The sequence below is a fragment of the Prevotella illustrans genome (assembly GCF_017426725.1).
Classification (GTDB): Bacteria; Bacteroidota; Bacteroidia; order Bacteroidales; family Bacteroidaceae; genus Prevotella; species Prevotella illustrans.
The window spans coordinates 1-17,670 of record NZ_JAERMS010000018.1; the positions used below are offsets into that span (position 1 = coordinate 1).

At 44.5% G+C, this 17,670-nt stretch carries 12 protein-coding genes and 1 tRNA gene; 4 read left to right on the forward strand and 9 right to left on the reverse strand.

The genetic code is table 11. The features are described 5' to 3' along the window. Nucleotides 1–105: 105 nt before the first annotated feature. Nucleotides 106–1,908: a DNA polymerase III subunit gamma/tau gene (locus tag JHU38_RS06870; RefSeq protein WP_107581055.1), complete on the forward strand. Its 1,803-nt coding sequence runs from the start codon at nt 106–108 to the stop codon at nt 1,906–1,908. Here the strand turns inward: JHU38_RS06870 and asnA are convergent. The 6 genes from asnA to JHU38_RS06900 all read right to left on the reverse strand — a co-directional run bounded on the left by asnA (nt 1,905) and on the right by JHU38_RS06900 (nt 10,647). Next, a complete protein-coding gene (asnA, locus tag JHU38_RS06875; protein WP_107581056.1) occupies nt 1,905–2,942 on the reverse strand; it encodes an aspartate--ammonia ligase in 1,038 nt (345 codons plus the stop codon). The genes JHU38_RS06870 and asnA overlap by 4 nt on opposite strands. 156 nt (nt 2,943–3,098) lie before the next feature. Then, nucleotides 3,099–5,354 (reverse strand): cation:proton antiporter, encoded by a 2,256-nt coding sequence (locus tag JHU38_RS06880; protein ID WP_107581057.1) that lies wholly within the window; start codon nt 5,352–5,354, stop codon nt 3,099–3,101. Beyond that, on the reverse strand, nt 5,354–6,577 hold the full coding sequence (gene pepT, locus JHU38_RS06885; protein ID WP_107581058.1) for a peptidase T: 1,224 nt from the start codon (nt 6,575–6,577) through the stop codon (nt 5,354–5,356). The genes JHU38_RS06880 and pepT overlap by 1 nt, the downstream gene beginning before the upstream one ends. 138 nt (nt 6,578–6,715) lie before the next feature. Continuing rightward, nucleotides 6,716–8,524 (reverse strand): SGNH/GDSL hydrolase family protein, encoded by a 1,809-nt coding sequence (locus JHU38_RS06890; protein WP_107581059.1) that lies wholly within the window; start codon nt 8,522–8,524, stop codon nt 6,716–6,718. A 79-nt stretch (nt 8,525–8,603) separates the two neighbouring features. After that, nucleotides 8,604–9,416: a hypothetical protein gene (locus tag JHU38_RS06895; protein ID WP_107581060.1), complete on the reverse strand. Its 813-nt coding sequence runs from the start codon at nt 9,414–9,416 to the stop codon at nt 8,604–8,606. Between the two features lie 481 nt (nt 9,417–9,897). Continuing rightward, nucleotides 9,898–10,647, reverse strand: a complete 750-nt coding sequence (locus tag JHU38_RS06900; RefSeq protein ID WP_232369875.1) for a hypothetical protein — start codon at nt 10,645–10,647, stop codon at nt 9,898–9,900. A gap of 875 nt (nt 10,648–11,522) precedes the next feature. On the opposite strand from JHU38_RS06900, the gene JHU38_RS06905 reads away from it, so the two are divergent. From JHU38_RS06905 to JHU38_RS06915, 3 genes are all read left to right on the forward strand, one after another. Next, complete coding sequence (locus tag JHU38_RS06905) at nt 11,523–12,071, forward strand: tetratricopeptide repeat protein (RefSeq protein ID WP_158267264.1); 549 nt, start codon at nt 11,523–11,525, stop codon at nt 12,069–12,071. Nucleotides 12,072–12,202: 131 nt separating this feature from the next. After that, the gene (locus tag JHU38_RS06910; RefSeq protein ID WP_107581064.1) at nt 12,203–13,288 is read left to right on the forward strand and encodes an FMN-binding protein; all 1,086 of its coding nucleotides are present in this window, start codon (nt 12,203–12,205) and stop codon (nt 13,286–13,288) included. Nucleotides 13,289–13,297: 9 nt separating this feature from the next. Next, complete coding sequence (locus JHU38_RS06915; protein ID WP_107581065.1) at nt 13,298–13,942, forward strand: nitroreductase family protein; 645 nt, start codon at nt 13,298–13,300, stop codon at nt 13,940–13,942. 62 nt (nt 13,943–14,004) lie between these two features. Here JHU38_RS06915 and JHU38_RS06920 read toward each other — a convergent pair. From JHU38_RS06920 to JHU38_RS06930, 3 genes are all read right to left on the reverse strand, one after another. Beyond that, a tRNA-Arg gene (locus JHU38_RS06920) sits at nt 14,005–14,078 on the reverse strand. A 131-nt stretch (nt 14,079–14,209) separates the two neighbouring features. After that, nucleotides 14,210–17,044, reverse strand: coding sequence for a putative LPS assembly protein LptD (locus tag JHU38_RS06925; RefSeq protein WP_107581066.1), 2,835 nt, complete (start codon nt 17,042–17,044; stop codon nt 14,210–14,212). Between the two features lie 85 nt (nt 17,045–17,129). Further along, nucleotides 17,130–17,669 carry an HDIG domain-containing metalloprotein gene (locus JHU38_RS06930; RefSeq protein WP_107582287.1) on the reverse strand — a complete coding sequence of 180 codons (540 nt, stop codon included), beginning with the start codon at nt 17,667–17,669 and terminating at the stop codon, nt 17,130–17,132. Between the last annotated feature and the right edge of the window lies 1 nt (nt 17,670).

The window sequence follows — 17,670 nt, forward strand, 5'->3', positions numbered from 1 at the left end:
TATTTGATGCAACTTTGTATGCGTTTTCACAAAAATTATTTAGGACACTATTGCTATTATTCACTTAATTACAGTAACTTTGCAATAAGCTACTATATAATAGAAATGGAATATATTGTATCTGCACGCAAATATCGTCCTATGACTTTTGACTCTGTCGTAGGACAATCATCACTCACCACTACTCTTAAAAATGCCGTTAAAAGCGGTAAATTAGCACACGCATATCTTTTTTGCGGACCTCGCGGTGTAGGCAAGACCACATGTGCCCGCATTTTTGCTAAAGCCATCAACTGCCAAAACCCTACACAGGACGGCGAGGCATGTAACTCCTGCGAAAGTTGCAAGTCGTTTAACGAACAACGCTCGCTCAACATCTTCGAACTCGATGCAGCCAGCAATAACTCTGTCGAAAACATCAAAACATTGATGGAGCAAACGCGCATACCGCCACAGGTAGGACGCTACAAAGTTTTCATTATAGATGAGGTTCACATGCTATCAACGGCAGCTTTCAACGCGTTTCTTAAAACTTTAGAAGAACCGCCCGCTCACGTAATCTTTATTTTAGCCACCACCGAGAAGCATAAGATATTGCCAACGATTCTGTCACGATGCCAAATTTATGACTTCGAGAGGATGACCGTTGCCAATACCGTTACCCATCTGAAGAAAGTTGCGGAAAAAGAGGGGATTACTTATGAAGAACAAGCGTTGGAATTGATTGCGGAGAAAGCGGATGGTGGTATGCGCGACGCATTGTCAATTTTTGATCAAGCCGCCAGCTTTTGTCAAGGCAGTATCACTTATCAAAAGATAATTGAGGATTTGAATGTCCTTGACGTAGAGAATTATTTCAAGATTATAGACTATGCCCTGGCCAATGAAGTAAGCGACATCATGTTGCTTTTGAATAGTATTTTGGCCAAAGGTTTTGATGGAGCCAACCTAATAAACGGCCTGTCAATGCATGTCCGCAACTTACTGATGAGCAAAGACGCCGTTACACTCCCTTTGCTGGAATGCAGCGAACAACAGGCACAACACTATCACGCACAGGCTCAAAAGTGTCCCACCAAGTTTCTTTACCAAGCATTGAAATTAATGAATCAGTGCGATGTCAATTACAAGCAGAGCGGTAACAAGCGACTGTTGGTCGAACTGACACTTATCCAAATCGCACAAATAACACAGGCAGAAGACAAAGATGTGCCTGTCGCGGGGCGTAGCCCTAAAAGATTAAAATCCCTGTTCCACAAAATTATTAAATCTCAACCGCAACAGGCAGAGCAGGTGGCCGAGGTTGAGACGATGCCTTCACCCCAACCTGTTGTTACGGAGAATCCACTTGTTACGGAGAATCCAAGCCAACAGAAAGTTCAGACGCTTACAGGCAACTCTACGAATATAAAGTCTGAACCAAATAGTTCTGCCGACCCTAAATATAAACTGGGTAATATCGGCTTTACCTTTAATGATATAAGAAAAGGCCCGGAAAAGCCAACCTACCAGAAAGAGCCGGAAGTAAAAGACCAAAAGGCGACCAACAAATTTTCACAAGAAGAGCTGGAGCTACAATGGATGTCAATGTGCAACCGCATGCCGCAACAAATGGTCGGAATGGCTTCGCGCTTAAAAAACGCGATTCCCAAAATAACGGAATATCCGGCTATCGAAGTCGTTTTCGACAATAACATTTTACTCAATCAAGTTGAAAAAATCAAAGGCCGCATTCGGGTGACATTGGCCAATGCACTACATAATGCAGCTTTGACACTTGATTTCAGACTGGCACAAGGTGAAGAAATCAAGAAGATACTAAGCAAACGCGAAGTTTTTGAAGAGATAAGAACACAAAATCCGGCAATAGAAAGGCTTCGCTCATTGCTGGATTTAGAGTTGGCTTAAATAAGTGGCATGCCTGCGGCCTCACACTCCATACGCATGGCATCAGGCCAAATACTGGCTTGAATCTCTCCAATGTGCGCTTTATGAAGCAATATCATGCACAATCTGCTCTGACCTATACCGCCACCAATACTCAATGGGAGTTTTCCTAGCAAAAGTTGCTGATGGAAGAATAACTTTTTCCTATCTTCCTTGCCTTCTATTTTTAATTGTCGAAGCAAACTTTCCGAATCAACACGAATTCCCATAGAGCTTAGTTCAAACGACCTTCCTAACACGGGATACCATATTAAGATATCACCATTCAGCCCTACTTTACCATTCTCTGCCACCGTACTCCAGTCGTCATAGTCCGGAGCACGACCGTCGTGCTTCTCGCCATTGCTTAATTTACTGCCGATACCCTCTATAAAGACGGCTCCATATTTCTTACAAATAGCGTCCTCACGCTCCTTAGCCGTCATTCCCGGATACATCTGAAGCAAATCCTCACTATGCACACAGAAAATTTCCTCGGGCAAGAAAGGCTTCAACTGAGGATAGGTCTCACAAGTAAGGTATTCCGTACGACGAATGGCCGAATAAATGCGCCGAACAATGTCATGAAGAAAAACAAGACTGCGTTGTTCCTTGGTAATTACAGCTTCCCAGTCCCACTGGTCCACATACAAAGAATGCAAATTATCAAGCTCCTCATCTGCACGAATAGCATTCATATCCGTATACACACCATAACCGGGTTCTATTTGGTATTCCGCCAAGGTCAATCTCTTCCACTTAGCCAAAGAATGTACAACTTCTGCTTCTGCGTCATTCAAATCTTTTATCGGAAATGTTACTGGACGTTCTATCCCATTCAGATCATCATTGATTCCCAAGCCTTTCAAAACAAACAGAGGAGCTGTCACCCGACGCAAACGCAATTCGGTTGACAGATTTTGCTGAAAGAACTCCTTGATAAGTTTTATCCCTTGTTCGGTCTGGCGCATATCAAGCAATGCCCGGTAACCTGTAGGCTTTATCAATTCACTCATGTAATTGTATAAAATATGATTTATAAAATTATTTCTTTATTACGACGCTACAAAAATACCGCATTTATAGCAAAACGATATACATCTTATTGACTATTTTTACACATCGTCGCAAAAAGCAACTATTTACTGTCAATAGTATATTCCGACAAAGTATTATGAAGAGATTACCGTATTTACCAAAGATAATCGTTTTAACGAATCAAGCTCGCCGACCACCCAAATGATATCGCCTTTCTCAAATCTGCGCATAGGGTCAATCATCGTTAGGTTTTCCTGTCCCTCTTCTACTCCTACCACCATACAATCATAAACATCTCGGATTCCGCTTTCCTCCAATGTTTTGCCAACAAAGCCGCTTTTACTCGTAATAATCATCTGCCATAGTTTCATCTCCCGCTTCTCTATTTCGGTATCAGCCGGTATCAATTCCGTTTCGATACTATCACCAAATCTCTTCAATTGATCATCATTGCCGATTACCTGCAAATGATCGCCGGGAAAAAGGATTGTCTCTCCATTTGGAATATTTATGCGCTGTGCTCCCCGTAAGATACTGCTCAAATGAACGCCAAAACGATTTCTCATCTGCAGATCAGCCAATTTCCGTCCCGACCACGAAGAATTCTCCGGAAGCTCAAAATTCCCGATATGAATATCACGGTCCAACAAGTGCCCCTCGTAGAGTGGCTTTTTCCGTCCTTGCACCTGAGCCTGAATGTCTCTTGAGCGCAGATTCAACATGAACTGCCGCTCCATTTTGATACTTCGTGTTTTTGTTACACGCGAAAGCATGATCAAACCGACCACAACGGCACCAATGCAAATCATCAGCGCGTTGGTAAAACGAGTAAGGAAATTAATAATATAGAAAATAAAAGCCAAGGCTATCATGAATCGTACAATAATGGTAAATACCAACAGAGGCCGGTTTAAATTACTTTCGAGCCAAAGGCGTTTGAACTCATCGCTATGATTTTTCTTCATGACCATCGCCCGAAGAAAAGGAGCTATTAAAATGATGGTGACGATTCCCGTTATCGCATTGGCATACCAATGAAGCTCCCACCCCGGCAAAAGGCGACGAACGATCGGCAACGCAAAGGTAAACATAATGGCAATCACGGCGGCCGAAAGAATACCATATACCACTGTATTAAGCAACATCTGACTAAGCAGACGCTTCCACTTGTTTTGCTGTATCGTGTTGGGGCGACTCATCTGCATGCTGTTGAGCCAATGTATCAACTTACCGGGCAAATGCCTTTCCAGCCGACCATAAGCAGGATTTGCCAACTTAATCATATAAGGAGTAAGGAATGTTGTAATGACACTTACCGCCACAACAACCGGGTAAAGAAATCTACCGATAACACCCAGCGACAAGCCCATGGAAGCTATGATAAAGCTGAACTCACCGATCTGCGACATGGAAAAACCACACTTCATGGCAGACCGCAGCGACTCACCGGCTAACATGAAAGCCAGCGTTCCAAATATAGCCTGCCCTAACACAATCGTCAACACTAATATAAATATAGGTAAAGCATACTGCACTATAACCTGTGGATCAACCAGCATACCTACCGACACGAAAAATATAGCGCCAAACAAATTCTTGACCGGCTCCACCAATTTTATGATACGATCGGCCTCTATCGTCTCGGCCAAGATACTGCCCATGATAAAAGCGCCGAAAGCCTCACTGAATCCAACCTCGGTTGAGAATACAGCCATCGCGCAACATAAACCCAAAGCCACGATGAGCATAGTCTCATTATTGACTAATTTGCGAACGGATCGCAGAAACATCGGAATGGCATAAATACCAACTACGAGCCACAATACCAAGAAGAATACGATTTTCAAAGCCGATGTCAGCATCGTGCCGCCATTCGCATGCCCCGTCGCTAAGGCACTCAGCATTACCATCATGATAATGGCCAAAACATCTTCCAGGATAAGCACGCTCATCACCTTTCCGGCAAACTGCTGCTGCCGAACGCCCAAATCATCGAAAGCCTTGTAGATAATCGTCGTAGAACTCATGGCCAGCATTCCGCCCAGAAAAATGCAGTCCATCTTAGCCCAGCCAAAAATATGGCCTACGCTTATGCCCAACGCCATCATGCAGAATATAATGATAACGGTGGAAATGATGGGCGACGCTCCCATCTTCAGTATCTTCTTAAAAGAAAAATCCAATCCCAAGCTGAACAACGTAAACATCACGCCGATTTCAGCCCAGGAATGAATATTAGCCTCATCAACGACAGACATCGTATAAGGCATGTGTGGCGAGACCAAAAATCCCGCCACAAGATAGCCTAACACTAAAGGTTGACGCAGTTTCTTGAAAACGATTGTAGTGATACCCGCTACAATCAGAATCAACGCAAGGTCTCTTATCATTAATCTTCAAAATTTCCGGTAATCTCACATATTTTCGTAATCACGCTGACGGCTTTCTCCATCACCTGAATGCTTACGAACTCATGTGGACCATGGAAATTGACTCCTCCCGCAAAGATGTTCGGGCACGGCAGTCCCTTGAAACTCAATTGGGCACCGTCCGTTCCGCCACGTATCGGCTCTACCTTGGGCGCCACGCCACTCTCCTGCATGGCTCTCAACACGATGTCGATGACGTGCATGTTGGGATCAATTTTCTCTTTCATATTATAATACTGATCCTTCATGTCTATCGTCACCGTTCCCTCGCCATACTTGGCATTCATCTTGTTCACGCAATCCTGCATGAAGTCTTTTCGTTCTTCAAACTTAGCGCGGTCATGGTCGCGGATGATATAGCTGAGTTTGGCTTCTTCCGTCCGGCTGTCGATATTGAGCAGATGGTAGAAACCTTCGTATCCCTCTGTGGCTTCGGGTATATCCGTTTCGGGTATCATGGCGTTGAACTCGCAGGCCAGCCTGTTGGCGTTCACCATCTTATCCTTGGCGTAGCCTGTATGCACGCTCACGCCCCTGATATGGATTTTAGCGCCGGCGGCATTGAAATTCTCATATTCCAAATCTCCTTCATCACCTCCATCTATGGTATAGGCCCAATCGCAGCCAAACTTTTCCACATCAAAGTGATGGGCACCCATCCCGATTTCCTCATCCGGATTGAACCCCACGCGAATATCTCCGTGCTTTATCTCGTCATGATCACGCAGATAACACATGGCCTGAACGATTTCGGCAATGCCGGCCTTGTCGTCGGCACCCAGCAATGTGGTACCATCGGTCACGATTAAATCCTCGCCCACATGCTCCTTCAGCTCGGGAAACTTCTCCACAGAAGATACGATTCCGTCGCTCAATACGATATCCTTTCCGTCATAATTGCGGATTATACGAGCTTTAACATCCTTCCCACTGGCGTCAGGACTGGTATCGTAATGCGAAATAAAGCCTATGGTCGGTGTTTTCTTTTTCGTATTTGACTTTAAGGTGGCGTAGATATACCCCATCTCGTTCATCTCTACGTCGGACAAGCCTTCGTCTTGAAGTTCCTTGGTAAGATACTTGGCAAATTCCAACTGCTTGGCTGTACTGGGCACGCTCTCCGAGTCTTCGCTCGATTGCGTGTCAAATTTGGTGTAATTGATAAACCTTTCCGTAAGATCCATATATAAAATCGATAAAATAGTTGTAATTGCAAATGTACATAAAAAAACAATCCGAACAAAATCCGCAAACCTTGTTTAACAAAAAAGCAACGGAGCGTTGCCCCATTGCCTTTGATTGCCACGGCAAATCATGCCGTTCTATTTCGGTTCATCCATCTTGCCGATCTGTTGAAGTCCTTCCACCGGGTTATTGGTAGTGATAAAATCCACACCGGCCTCGATGAAATACTTGATATCCTTGGGCTTGTTCACCGTCCACACGTTGACGGTCATACCCAATTCATGACTCCGGCGAATCCATTCGGGGTGCTTCTTCAGCACTTTATAATGATAGTCAATGCCGTTGCATCCCCACGACCTCACCTCATCGGGCGTCGCGTCTCCGTTCAGATAGGCGATGTTGGCTCCCTTCAGCTTCTTGGCCAACCGCCGGCAGACGTTCTTGCTAAAAGAGATGTAGTCTACACGGTCGGCAATTCCCGAAACCTTCACGGCTTTCACTGCTTCGTCCACACACAGATTTTCTTTCTTTTCCGACTTATGCGCCTTGATTTCCAAAACCAGACGCGTCGTGCAATTCTTGCCGGCAGCCAGATATTCGTGCAACAACGGACGTCGTTCGCCATTAACCAGCTTGCGGTCAATGATGTCTTTCCATTTGGCGTCTTCTATCACGATACCGTCAATGGTGTCATCGTGATTGATTACCAGTCTACCATCAGCCGTCACATGAATGTCAAACTCTGAACCATAACAATGAATACTATCGGCTTTCATCAACGAAGCAATCGAGTTCTGCGCGCTCCCCTCGGTGTCCCAATAGCCACGATGGGCGATTATCTTCGGGCCGACGATGGCTTTCAACGCATTGGCGTATGCCTGAGCGTAAATCATCGAACCGATATCATTGGGGTGAACGCCTTCTATCATACCATCCTCAGTCAGGTCGAGCCGGTCATGCGGCAACAAGTATAGATTGTCAACGCCCTCCTTTTTCAATTCCTTGTAGGCTTCGCAAAGCGCTTCGTTGCCCCGCCGATAGAGCTTGTAGGCTTTGGCGTGCATCACGCTGTCGCTCAGTTCGTGGTTTTCCACCAACAAAATGGGCGCGTTACTCTTCTGACGCAACAGTTTTACGCCTTCCGCAACTCTGCTTTTGACGGTTGCGGCGTCAAGTCTCCAGGAGTTCGGAATCGGATCCACCACATAGGCCTGCGCGTCGATCTCGGCAAGCGCCTTAAACATTTCGGGTTCCATATAGCAACTACCTGAAAAACCCAGGTTGACAAAAGGCTTATGAAGGATTCGTGACACGATATTGGTGATAGACAGCCCGGGACGCGACGGCGAAGCGCCTTGAATAATGCTGCTGCCATAAACCACAATAGGCTTCTCCATGGTTTCTGCAGGCGACTTAAACTCCACGTTACAGCCTTCGTCCACGCCCACTTCAAGCCATTTCACGCTGTTGTAGTTCGGCAGATAGAGTTCATATTCCGTGCTTCCTTTCACGCTCAAGTCCTTATAAACTGTCTCCAGCGTGTCTTTCTCTGTCTTCCCAAAAGAATAGTTCATGTGGTTACCCACCCAATGGTAACGGCCGTGGCCGGTTCGAGCATATAGGTCAACGCCCGACGAATTGATGTCCGACATGTTGTGCAAGGTTCGCGCATCCGCCAATCCATACCTTATATATATATTCCTTGCGTCGGTGACAAACCTGACAGAAAGTCCGCTGCCGTGATGCGAAAGCTCCCAAACTGCTTTGGGCACACTCGCCCGCAATCGCTCGGGCAGTCGGTCATAACAGTTTCCAATTTCCGCGTTCCACGCCCGCCCAAACACCGCGGGAACGCTGCCACTCATCGGACTGAACCACTTTATCTGCGCAGACAAAACCGATGAAAGGACTAAACCTAAAACGACAAGAATCGATCGTGTTTTCATTTTATAATGTTTTTAATTGGTTTTCTTTGTCAACACTGCAAAAATACAATTAATATTTCATTCCGAAAAGAAAATCATATCATTTTGTAACATCAAGATTTTCATTTAATCTTCTCTCCGCTTTATATAGCTTTTTACACGAACTCGCAATCTTAATGTCAATATTTATGGGGCTATTTACTTTGCAATCGGGACATACTGCGTATCCATAACCTGTCTTAAAACAATCCGCAATAGCATCATTAATGAATTGTTCTCCATAGTTTTTACAAACAAATTCACTGCCAGCCTCTCCGATGATTTCACTACCTTTCACGATTAATTTTACAAGTTTTCCATCGATGACACCCCAATAGCCATGCAAACCTCGAATCATAAAAACGAAAACATTGGGATTTTCACAACAATATTTATAGATTTTCTTTTCCATTTTTTTGTTATCTGCCATGACAGGCCTTCCATGCAACGAATACTCCACGTGATTTATACTGTCTTTCCTTCGGTTTTCTTCATCGTAAGAATCAAAAATCTCAAAAGTCCCAACCTTTAAATGACCTTCTTTCATTACAATAAATACCTTCTGGAATAAGAAATTTTGCTTAAATGCTACCAAAGATTCAAGATTATCTCCACACCTATATGATTGGTGGTTCCACTCCAAAATGGGTATTGATATGAGATCCAACTCTTCTTCTTTGTATTTATCTGATACCATAGTTGTTGAAAAAACAGGAACTTTACTACTTTTTTCTTTTGAATATAAATCCATAAATCGCCCTTGGGCAACATCTTCATATCCGTACTTGTCATAGTAAAAGTATATTTTATCTTGTTGTGCCATCAGCAAATTGCTGCAAGCCATCAGGATTAAACTTAAAAAAAATGCTTTCATACTAATATACTCCGAAAATCAAGTGGAAACTTTTGACATTTGTAAACCTTGTAGTTGACCCTCCTGAATTCATTACATTAATAATAAATCGTCCATTATCGTATATTCTTACTTCCTCTTTTCCTTCCATCCGCCCTATAATCTTGGAAAGAATCTGACGGAAATAAGTATATCATTCATTCTTTCTAATGCGTATACAATCGAAGAAAATATATAGCATTTTAGCTTCTACATTTAATAATAAGACCAGCTTCACTGTACAATCATATAGTTCGGGGTTTGATGTATAAAACTCCATCAACGGTCCTTTGAAGTCATAGTCCTTGATGAATTTATAAATATTTGTCACTTATGCCCAGTTTTTTTCTTTTAAACAATGATGCAAAGAAAGAAATGATGCTGAAATCATTTAGGTCATACCCAGGACAGTATTTTCAAATCGAGATTGCCATTCTATAAAGGTGATACTCTTTGCATAGCGTCACCAATATTCTATTTTTCTTTTGGAGCGAGTTTTCTTTCCTTTTTGAGTAGCAAAATAACTCTTTGTCCAATTTCCTTCATGATCATAATTAGAATATATAATATGTAATTTATTCAATTCGTTGCGAGCATAGGGAACTATACCACTCAGAACTGATGTATTATCAGCTTTTTTTACCTCATCAGTTAACCGCCCCATTTTATCATAAGAATAGAATATACTGTCTGATCCATTGAAATACTTGGTTTCGAGAATTTTCTGCTTCTTTTCATTATAATAATAGTTTACTTTGCTAAATGCTTCATTTTTCTTTTGCCAAGCAGTTGCCTCTTCATTACTGATCAGCAAATCGCCATCATATATGAAGTTGTCAATGTATAATGTTGCGGTATCCGAACCATTCATATAGACCCTACGCTTATAACATTTTCCAAAAGGAGAAAAGAATTCTTCGCATTTCTTCACCAATTTGGGATACGGGCCACTTATATCAGTTATTCTTGTCACCACGACACTATCCGTAATCATGTAATCATACGCATTATCAGACTTCAATTTTCCTTTGTAAAAAATCTGCTCACGCATAAGATAGCCCTGTCTGTCGAAATAACAAACAATACTCCATTTATCGTGTGTTGTGGTGATTATCTTTCTTACCCCTTTAACTATTGTCTTATCATAGTCAACTTTTGGATTCAAAGGATATCCATGAACGGCTGCTCCTGTTACCGGCTGCGTCGTAGGCATAGGAGACATGCTGTTGGCTATATGCACAAAGAAACGTGCAAAGAAAAAATAGAAAAGTATAGATTGCTCTCATAAGAATAGGTTTTAATGACACATGATATCAGTTGTGATACGGACGCTTCCATTTCACGCTGTAAATATAAGAAAAGAAGAAATAAGTTCCAAATAAAAAATAAAAAAAGATGAACCCAAGGTTAGATTCAATTAGTAAGTGCGACATTTTTCGGTGCGTAAAAGTTTATAAATTACCCTTATTTTTGAGTATATGAAGACGACAGGGCGATATTCGAGGACGTGATTCATCACGTTCCGCCTCTTTATCCTTATATCTGATTAGACTGCTAAAAGAAAATAACCATGAATTTTATTGACAAACAGGTCGAAAAAAGTGCGTGTTTTCAGAAAAGAAAAGGAAGTGGACGAAAAAAACGGCAGGAAAATGAGCTTTGGATTATGAGCTGATTATCAAGAAGTTAACGCGATTTAACGAGATAATCAAGGCCGCATACTTTGCAATAGCTATGCTTTGAGACGGCAAAAGCATAGCTATTGGCGGCCAAAAGCTGCCCTTTTAACGGGTGAAAGTGCTGATTTTGGTCGGTAAAAGCACTGCTTTGGAGATGAAAATACAGGAAAACGGGCATGACGGAAACGAAAAAAGAACGGAAAAGAGGCAAAAGATGCGCATTCCGATGCCGGATGAAGAAAAATCAGAGTCTGTTTTTCGTGAGCGAATATTGACAAATGGTAACCTACCCCGGCCCTCCCAGGGAGGGCCGGGGTAGGTTAATAAAATTTTGACGACTGATGTAAATTCCGTATTTTTGCAATAACTTACAAACAGACATGCACCGATGACCGACAACGACGAACTTATGTACAGTCAAACATTGCGAAAGGCTGCCGACGCAGGCAACGCCGACGCTCAGTTTGATCTGGGCGTATGCTATGAAGAGGGACTCAACATCAAACAGAACTACAGGCTTGCGGCCAAATATTATAAGAAAGCCGCCAACCAGGGACACGTTGACGCCCAGTTCAACCTCGCCCTTTGCTATGAGACCGGAACGGGCGTGGAAAAGGATGTTGCGGAAGCTATCAAATACTACAGGTTGGCCGCGGAACAAGGCGACGCGGATGCCTTGGCCGCGCTGGGCACGTGCTACATCAACGGCAACGGCGTCGGGAAGAACTTAGAGAAAGCTTTCGAATGCTATCGCCTTTCCGCCCTGCAAGGGAACGATTGCGGACAATACAACCTTGGCGTATGCTATTACAACGGCGAAAGTGTTCCCAAGGATATGGAAAAGGCCGTGTACTGGTTCAGGCTTGCCGCAGACCAAGGGTATGATGCCGCCATAGAAGAACTTGCGGAAATAGAGAGCGGCCTATATCCCTGGCGCGATGGGGAGCCTTGCTCATAGAAGCCCCGGAGGAACATAAACATGCCTGACAAAGTTTGTTAAAAGATTCCGGCAGCCGTAAACCCGCGCCCGTCGGATTCGTCATTAGAAACAGATAAGACTTTTTTTACATTTTATAGAGAATCGACAAGATGAAGAAATGGAATGACAAGCTCTCCCAATTACTGAGCCTTATTGTCTGCGTCATGCTCGTTGCCGTGGTTTCTATCCGAAGAGACGGCAAACTTCTGGGGCAGGAGATGGGGAAGAAAACCGCCGCCGCGGTCAAATCACAAGCAAACGACACTATCAGGATGACGGCTGACGGCGCTTACATCATCAATACAACCCAGCTGGGCAAGGATATTATCGGCTATGGCGGCCCGGTGCCGTTGGAAATAACCGTCAAGAACGGGAAAATCAAGAGCGTGAAAGCCCTCGGCAACGCCGAGACGCCCGACTTCTTCGACCAAGCTCGACAACTGCTGACACGATGGAACGGCAAGACCGTAGAAGAGGCGGCGATCATGAAGGTGGACGCCGTATCGGGAGCGACGTTCTCATCGAAGGCTATCATCGGCAATATGGAGCGCGGACTGCAATACGCCGGCAAAGCGACCGCGGAGAAGAGCTGGTGGGAAAAGGCCGATATGAGCCTGAAGACACTGGCCGGCCTGCTGGTGGCGCTGATGGCGGCCATCGTTCCGCTGGTCTATAAGAACAAGCGTTACCGTATGGTCCAGCAACTATTGAACATCGTGGTGCTGGGTTTCTGGTGCGGTACGTTTCTCTCCTACTCCGCCATCATCGGCTTCATGTCAAACGGCCTGAATGTCGTGGCATTGCTCACGCCGACGCTCATGCTCGTCATGGCGTTTGTCTACCCGCTGTTCGGCAAGAAAAACTATTACTGCACCAACGTTTGTCCGCTGGGCAGCTTGCAGGAACTGGCCGGAAAAGGCGTAAAGAAGAACCTGAAGCTGAGTTCGAAGACCGTCAAGCGGCTCGACACGTTCCGACAAACGCTTTGGGCCGTGCTCATGGTTTGCCTATGGACCGGTGCTTGGGCGGGCTGGGTGGACTACGAACCCTTCTCGGCCTTCATCTTCCGGTCGGTATCGTGGGTTGTCATAGGCATTGCCGTGGCGTTCACCCTCCTTTCGACCGTCGTCATGCGGCCCTATTGCCGCTTTGTATGTCCTACGGGAACATTGTTCAAAGTAAGTCAACTTAAATAACACGTATCTATGAAATCAAAATTATTGATGGCTGCCCTGGCCATTGCGCTGCTGGCAGTCAGTATTCAGTTAACAAGCGCCAAGAGCGACTCCCGACAGCAGACAGCCGATGACGCCGCCGTGTATCAAGCCATCCTCTCGCGCACCAGCGTCAGAGCCTATACGGAGCAAGCGGTAGAAAAAGCCAAAGTAGAAAAAATGCTGCGGGCCGCCATGGCCGCCCCGTCTGCCGTGAACAAACAGCCTTGGCACTTTGTCGTAATCAACAACAAGAACACGCTCGGGCAGATCGCTCGGCTGACACCTAACACAGGCATGGCAGCCGGGGCGCCATTGGCCATTGTTGTCTGTGGCGACATGAAGAAAGCGCTGGACGGTGAAGGCAGAGACTTTTGGGTGCAGGACGTGTCGGCTGCCACGGAAAACCTGCTGCTGGAGGCCCACGCGCTTGGTTTAGGTGCCGTTTGGACAGGTGTTTATCCCATCAAGGACAAGGTGAAGGCCATTCGAGAGCTATTGAAACTGCCGGAAACAATCGTTCCGCTGACCACGGTTGTCATCGGCTATCCCAAAGAAGCACCTCGGCCCAAAGACAAATGGAAGCCTGCAAATATCTCGTACAATACATTTGGTGGAAAAGATGTAGCCGAATAAGCTATATGGGAAATACAAAAAGCGGAAATTCCTGTCGATGGAATTTCCGCTTTTTCATGTTGTGATCCCGTTGGGATTCAAACCCAAGACCTTCAGAACCGGAATCTGACGCTCTATTCAGCTAAGCTACGGGACCTTTTACACGTGCAAATGTACAACAAAATAATAGATTGACCAAAAAGAAAAGTGTATTTTTAAACCGATGCGCCTTTACGATACGCAAATAAAAGATGTTTCAAAAGTAAATATTGGGATGACGACGGACTGTCAATACCATTGGACGGCATTACTGTAGCCACTCTTCTTGTCATACTTCAGGGCGTCGGTAAGCGTACTGGCGTTGCAACGGAAAGTGAAATTATAGCTTGTGTAAGGTGCTAAAACCACCGAACAACTCATATTGAAGCAGTGCAGGTCGCGTTGCAGACTGGCGGTTGTCATGCTCATCGAATGATTTTCAAAGTCATATCCGGAGGAGAAACTGATATTCCAACCCTCGCTAATACGAATGTTACCGCTCATATTCAATGTCTGAGTAAACTTATAAGGATAACGCATCGTCTTGGTATTGAACTTTTTGATGTCGGTATTTTCGCGCATAGTGATACCATAACCGAAAGTTATCGACCAAGGCATAGAGAATTTCATATAACCGTCTTCGTCGGTTTCCGCTTTTCCACTACTTCTCTTTTGCTTCGCGGCATGTTGCGCGTCGACCATATCCTCATCAACATTACTCTCAATATCGGTATCGATGCCCTCATCATCCTTCTCTCTCTTACTTCCTTTCTTCTCTATGTCGTCTCCGCCACCGAACAACTTACGTATTTTCTCGGGCGTCAACGTGTAAGAGATATTCTGAGACATACCTTGGAACCGGCCCCATTTGCCCATTCCCCAATAGGTATGATTGCCAACATAGGGCCTACCGTCCTGATCCAGCTCGTAAGCATAGCTGGCAAAGACCGCATTTAAATTGAAAGTATAGTTTTTCCACCATTTTAATCGAAGGTTGACCGACAGATCACTCCAAGGTTTTACCTTTGCAGCCATGTTGTAAGACATGTTAAAGCCGAGTTCATCGATGATAGATAGCTTCTTATAACCTGTAGAATCATCATCGGATTTCACTTTCATTTCAATATTATTGTTGAATCCGAAGCTGATACTTCCTGTCTTTCCTTTACCGGGAACGCCATAAAGAGCATTTTGAAAAGGTGAGTATTCTACCAATTCCACTGTACCATCGGCGTTTGTTTTCTGGTAGGAATCATAATAACCGTAACGAGACATGCCGAAATCCGGCGCATAGGAGAAGGAGACTGTCGGCGTAATGACGTGACGAATCGTCTGGATTTTATCACCAAAAAGTTTGCGGATAGGGGTATAGAACATGTAGACCTTAGAACTGGCACTCAGACTTAGATTCCAGTTATAGACATTGTGGAATCCATAAGTCGTATCAGCCTCCTCGCGTTGGGTCACTTCATTCCAATGTCGTTTCACCTTATTGGTGTACATTCGATCAGTAAAATTGAACGAAGGATTCACGTTGATATAATTCAACAGGGTGAAACTTCCACTGACAGGTATCTGATGCTGCATGCCATTGCGCCAGTCTTTAATGAGATTGGAATGGAGCAGCTTATTCTCTTTTGTCGAAATTGAGTTGCTCAACTGCCCGGTATAACTCATCGAAATTTTCTCATACCACTTTTGTTCGCCCGCTCCGTTCTTCCGTTTGAATGGATAGAAACGTGATATCGAAATATTCAAATCGGGCAATGTCATCGCAATGCTCGAGTCGCGCATGTTCTGCGACAGGTTGGCGGTAGAGCTAAGAGTCATTCCTATGCTTGAGAATGTCGTGCTCCAGTTGATAGAAGAAGTTCTTGTTGATTGGGTTAAAGTCTGCGGATTGTAAAGACTGGTCAGATTATTTCGTTCATAACTGGACGAAGCGAAGTTGACACTGGCCGACAGAGAGCTGTATGGATTGGCTTTCGCGTCTTGTCGATGGCTCCATTGTATTTTAAAACTCTGTTGCTTGACATAGTCCGGCAAGCCCTTGTCGCCCGTACGAGTGTCCTGATAGCTCACATAGAAGCTGCCATTATAACGATAACGCTTTCGATAATTGGAAGCCGCGCTGAGTCCCCATGAACCTTTGGTATATATCTCGCCCAATAGTTTCAAGTCCCATTTATCACTCATGGCAAAATAATAACCGCCGTCTCTTAGATAGAAACCTCGGTCGTTCTCATCACCATAGGTTGGCATAATAAAGCCACTTGAATAGCTCTTGGTGAAAGGAAAGAAGCCATAAGGAATGGCTAACGGCAACGGTACGTCGGCAACAACCAAATAGGCCGGTCCGAAAACAACATCCTTGCCCGGTCGCACCTTCGCTCTGGAAAGAGAAATATAAAAGTCGGGACACGACGCGTCACACGTAGTGTATCGCCCATGTTGCAGATAAACGTCTCCGTTATCATTTCGCTTCGATAGCTCACTACGCAAGAAGCCTTCTTCCTGCTGCGTATACACATTTTGAATAAGTCCCTTCTTAGTCTTAAAATTGAAAGCCATCGTGTCGCTTTCATAAGAATCAGATCCCATCTGGAAAACCGGTGTTCCCGTAAGTTTCTTTTTCGTCGAGTCTTCGTAAACACCTGTGGCATGAACAATATTGCTATCCAGACTCATATAGATCTTCTCGCTCTTGAGATCCATGGTCGTGTACTTTACGTTAGACGAACCGTAAAGATGGGCCGTTTTGCTCTGCGCATTATAGATCATAGAGTCGTTCGCCGAAAACACGACGGGCGCCTCAATGCCTGTCGATCTTTTCCGGTTCAGGGAATCCAATCGAATAGAATCATCTATTTGCTTATTATAACGGTAAATGGCCAATTGCAATGAGTCCATCTTTGTCGTGTCCACCGCATTTGTGCCTAAAGAATCGTGCTTCAAGGAATCATTCATTGCCAAAGAGTCAGTGATAGGCTTCTTTCTCAACGACTTGAAAAGAGGCATATTCGTACTGGCCATTACGTAAACAACAACCAGGAAAAGCAGAACAATAAACGTTTTCCTTCTCATGTGAGTTACAAAATTAATAAAAAGAAGACACACGTATGTCTTCTTTCTATAAGATTTAGCTCAATTCAATGTATTTTTAACTTTTCTATTCAAACATTTCAATCCATCTGTCAAAGCGCCTCAGTCCCTCATCACTGAACTTTAAAATACTGTTTCGGGCCTGCTCAATCGTCTTTGTACGCTCGGGATGACTCTTGCTGTAGAATTTATCGGCATAACAAATAATCTGTTCTTCTATCGTTTCGGGCAATAAATCCTCCAATGGCAAAGGCAAGTGCCGGCTCACGATATCCTCACGGGTGATTCCGGTGCCTGTATGGCGTTCGCATATACGGGCATAACACTCTTCAACACCTTGCGCACGCAAGATTCGCGCTCCCAATATTCCATGTTGAATATAAGGATTTGTTCCATGACAATAGATTCCCGGCGCATCGCATTCTTTAATACCGATGTCATGGAGCATGGACGCGTTGATAATAAGATCACGGTTTGCGTTCAGTTCCGGATGTAAAGAAACAATCTGTAGCGATTTGATCGCTACAGATTGACTATGTTGCAAGAGGAGACGACGCAAATCGTTATCCTCCGGATAGCAATGCCTGAACACATCCTTCCACAACATG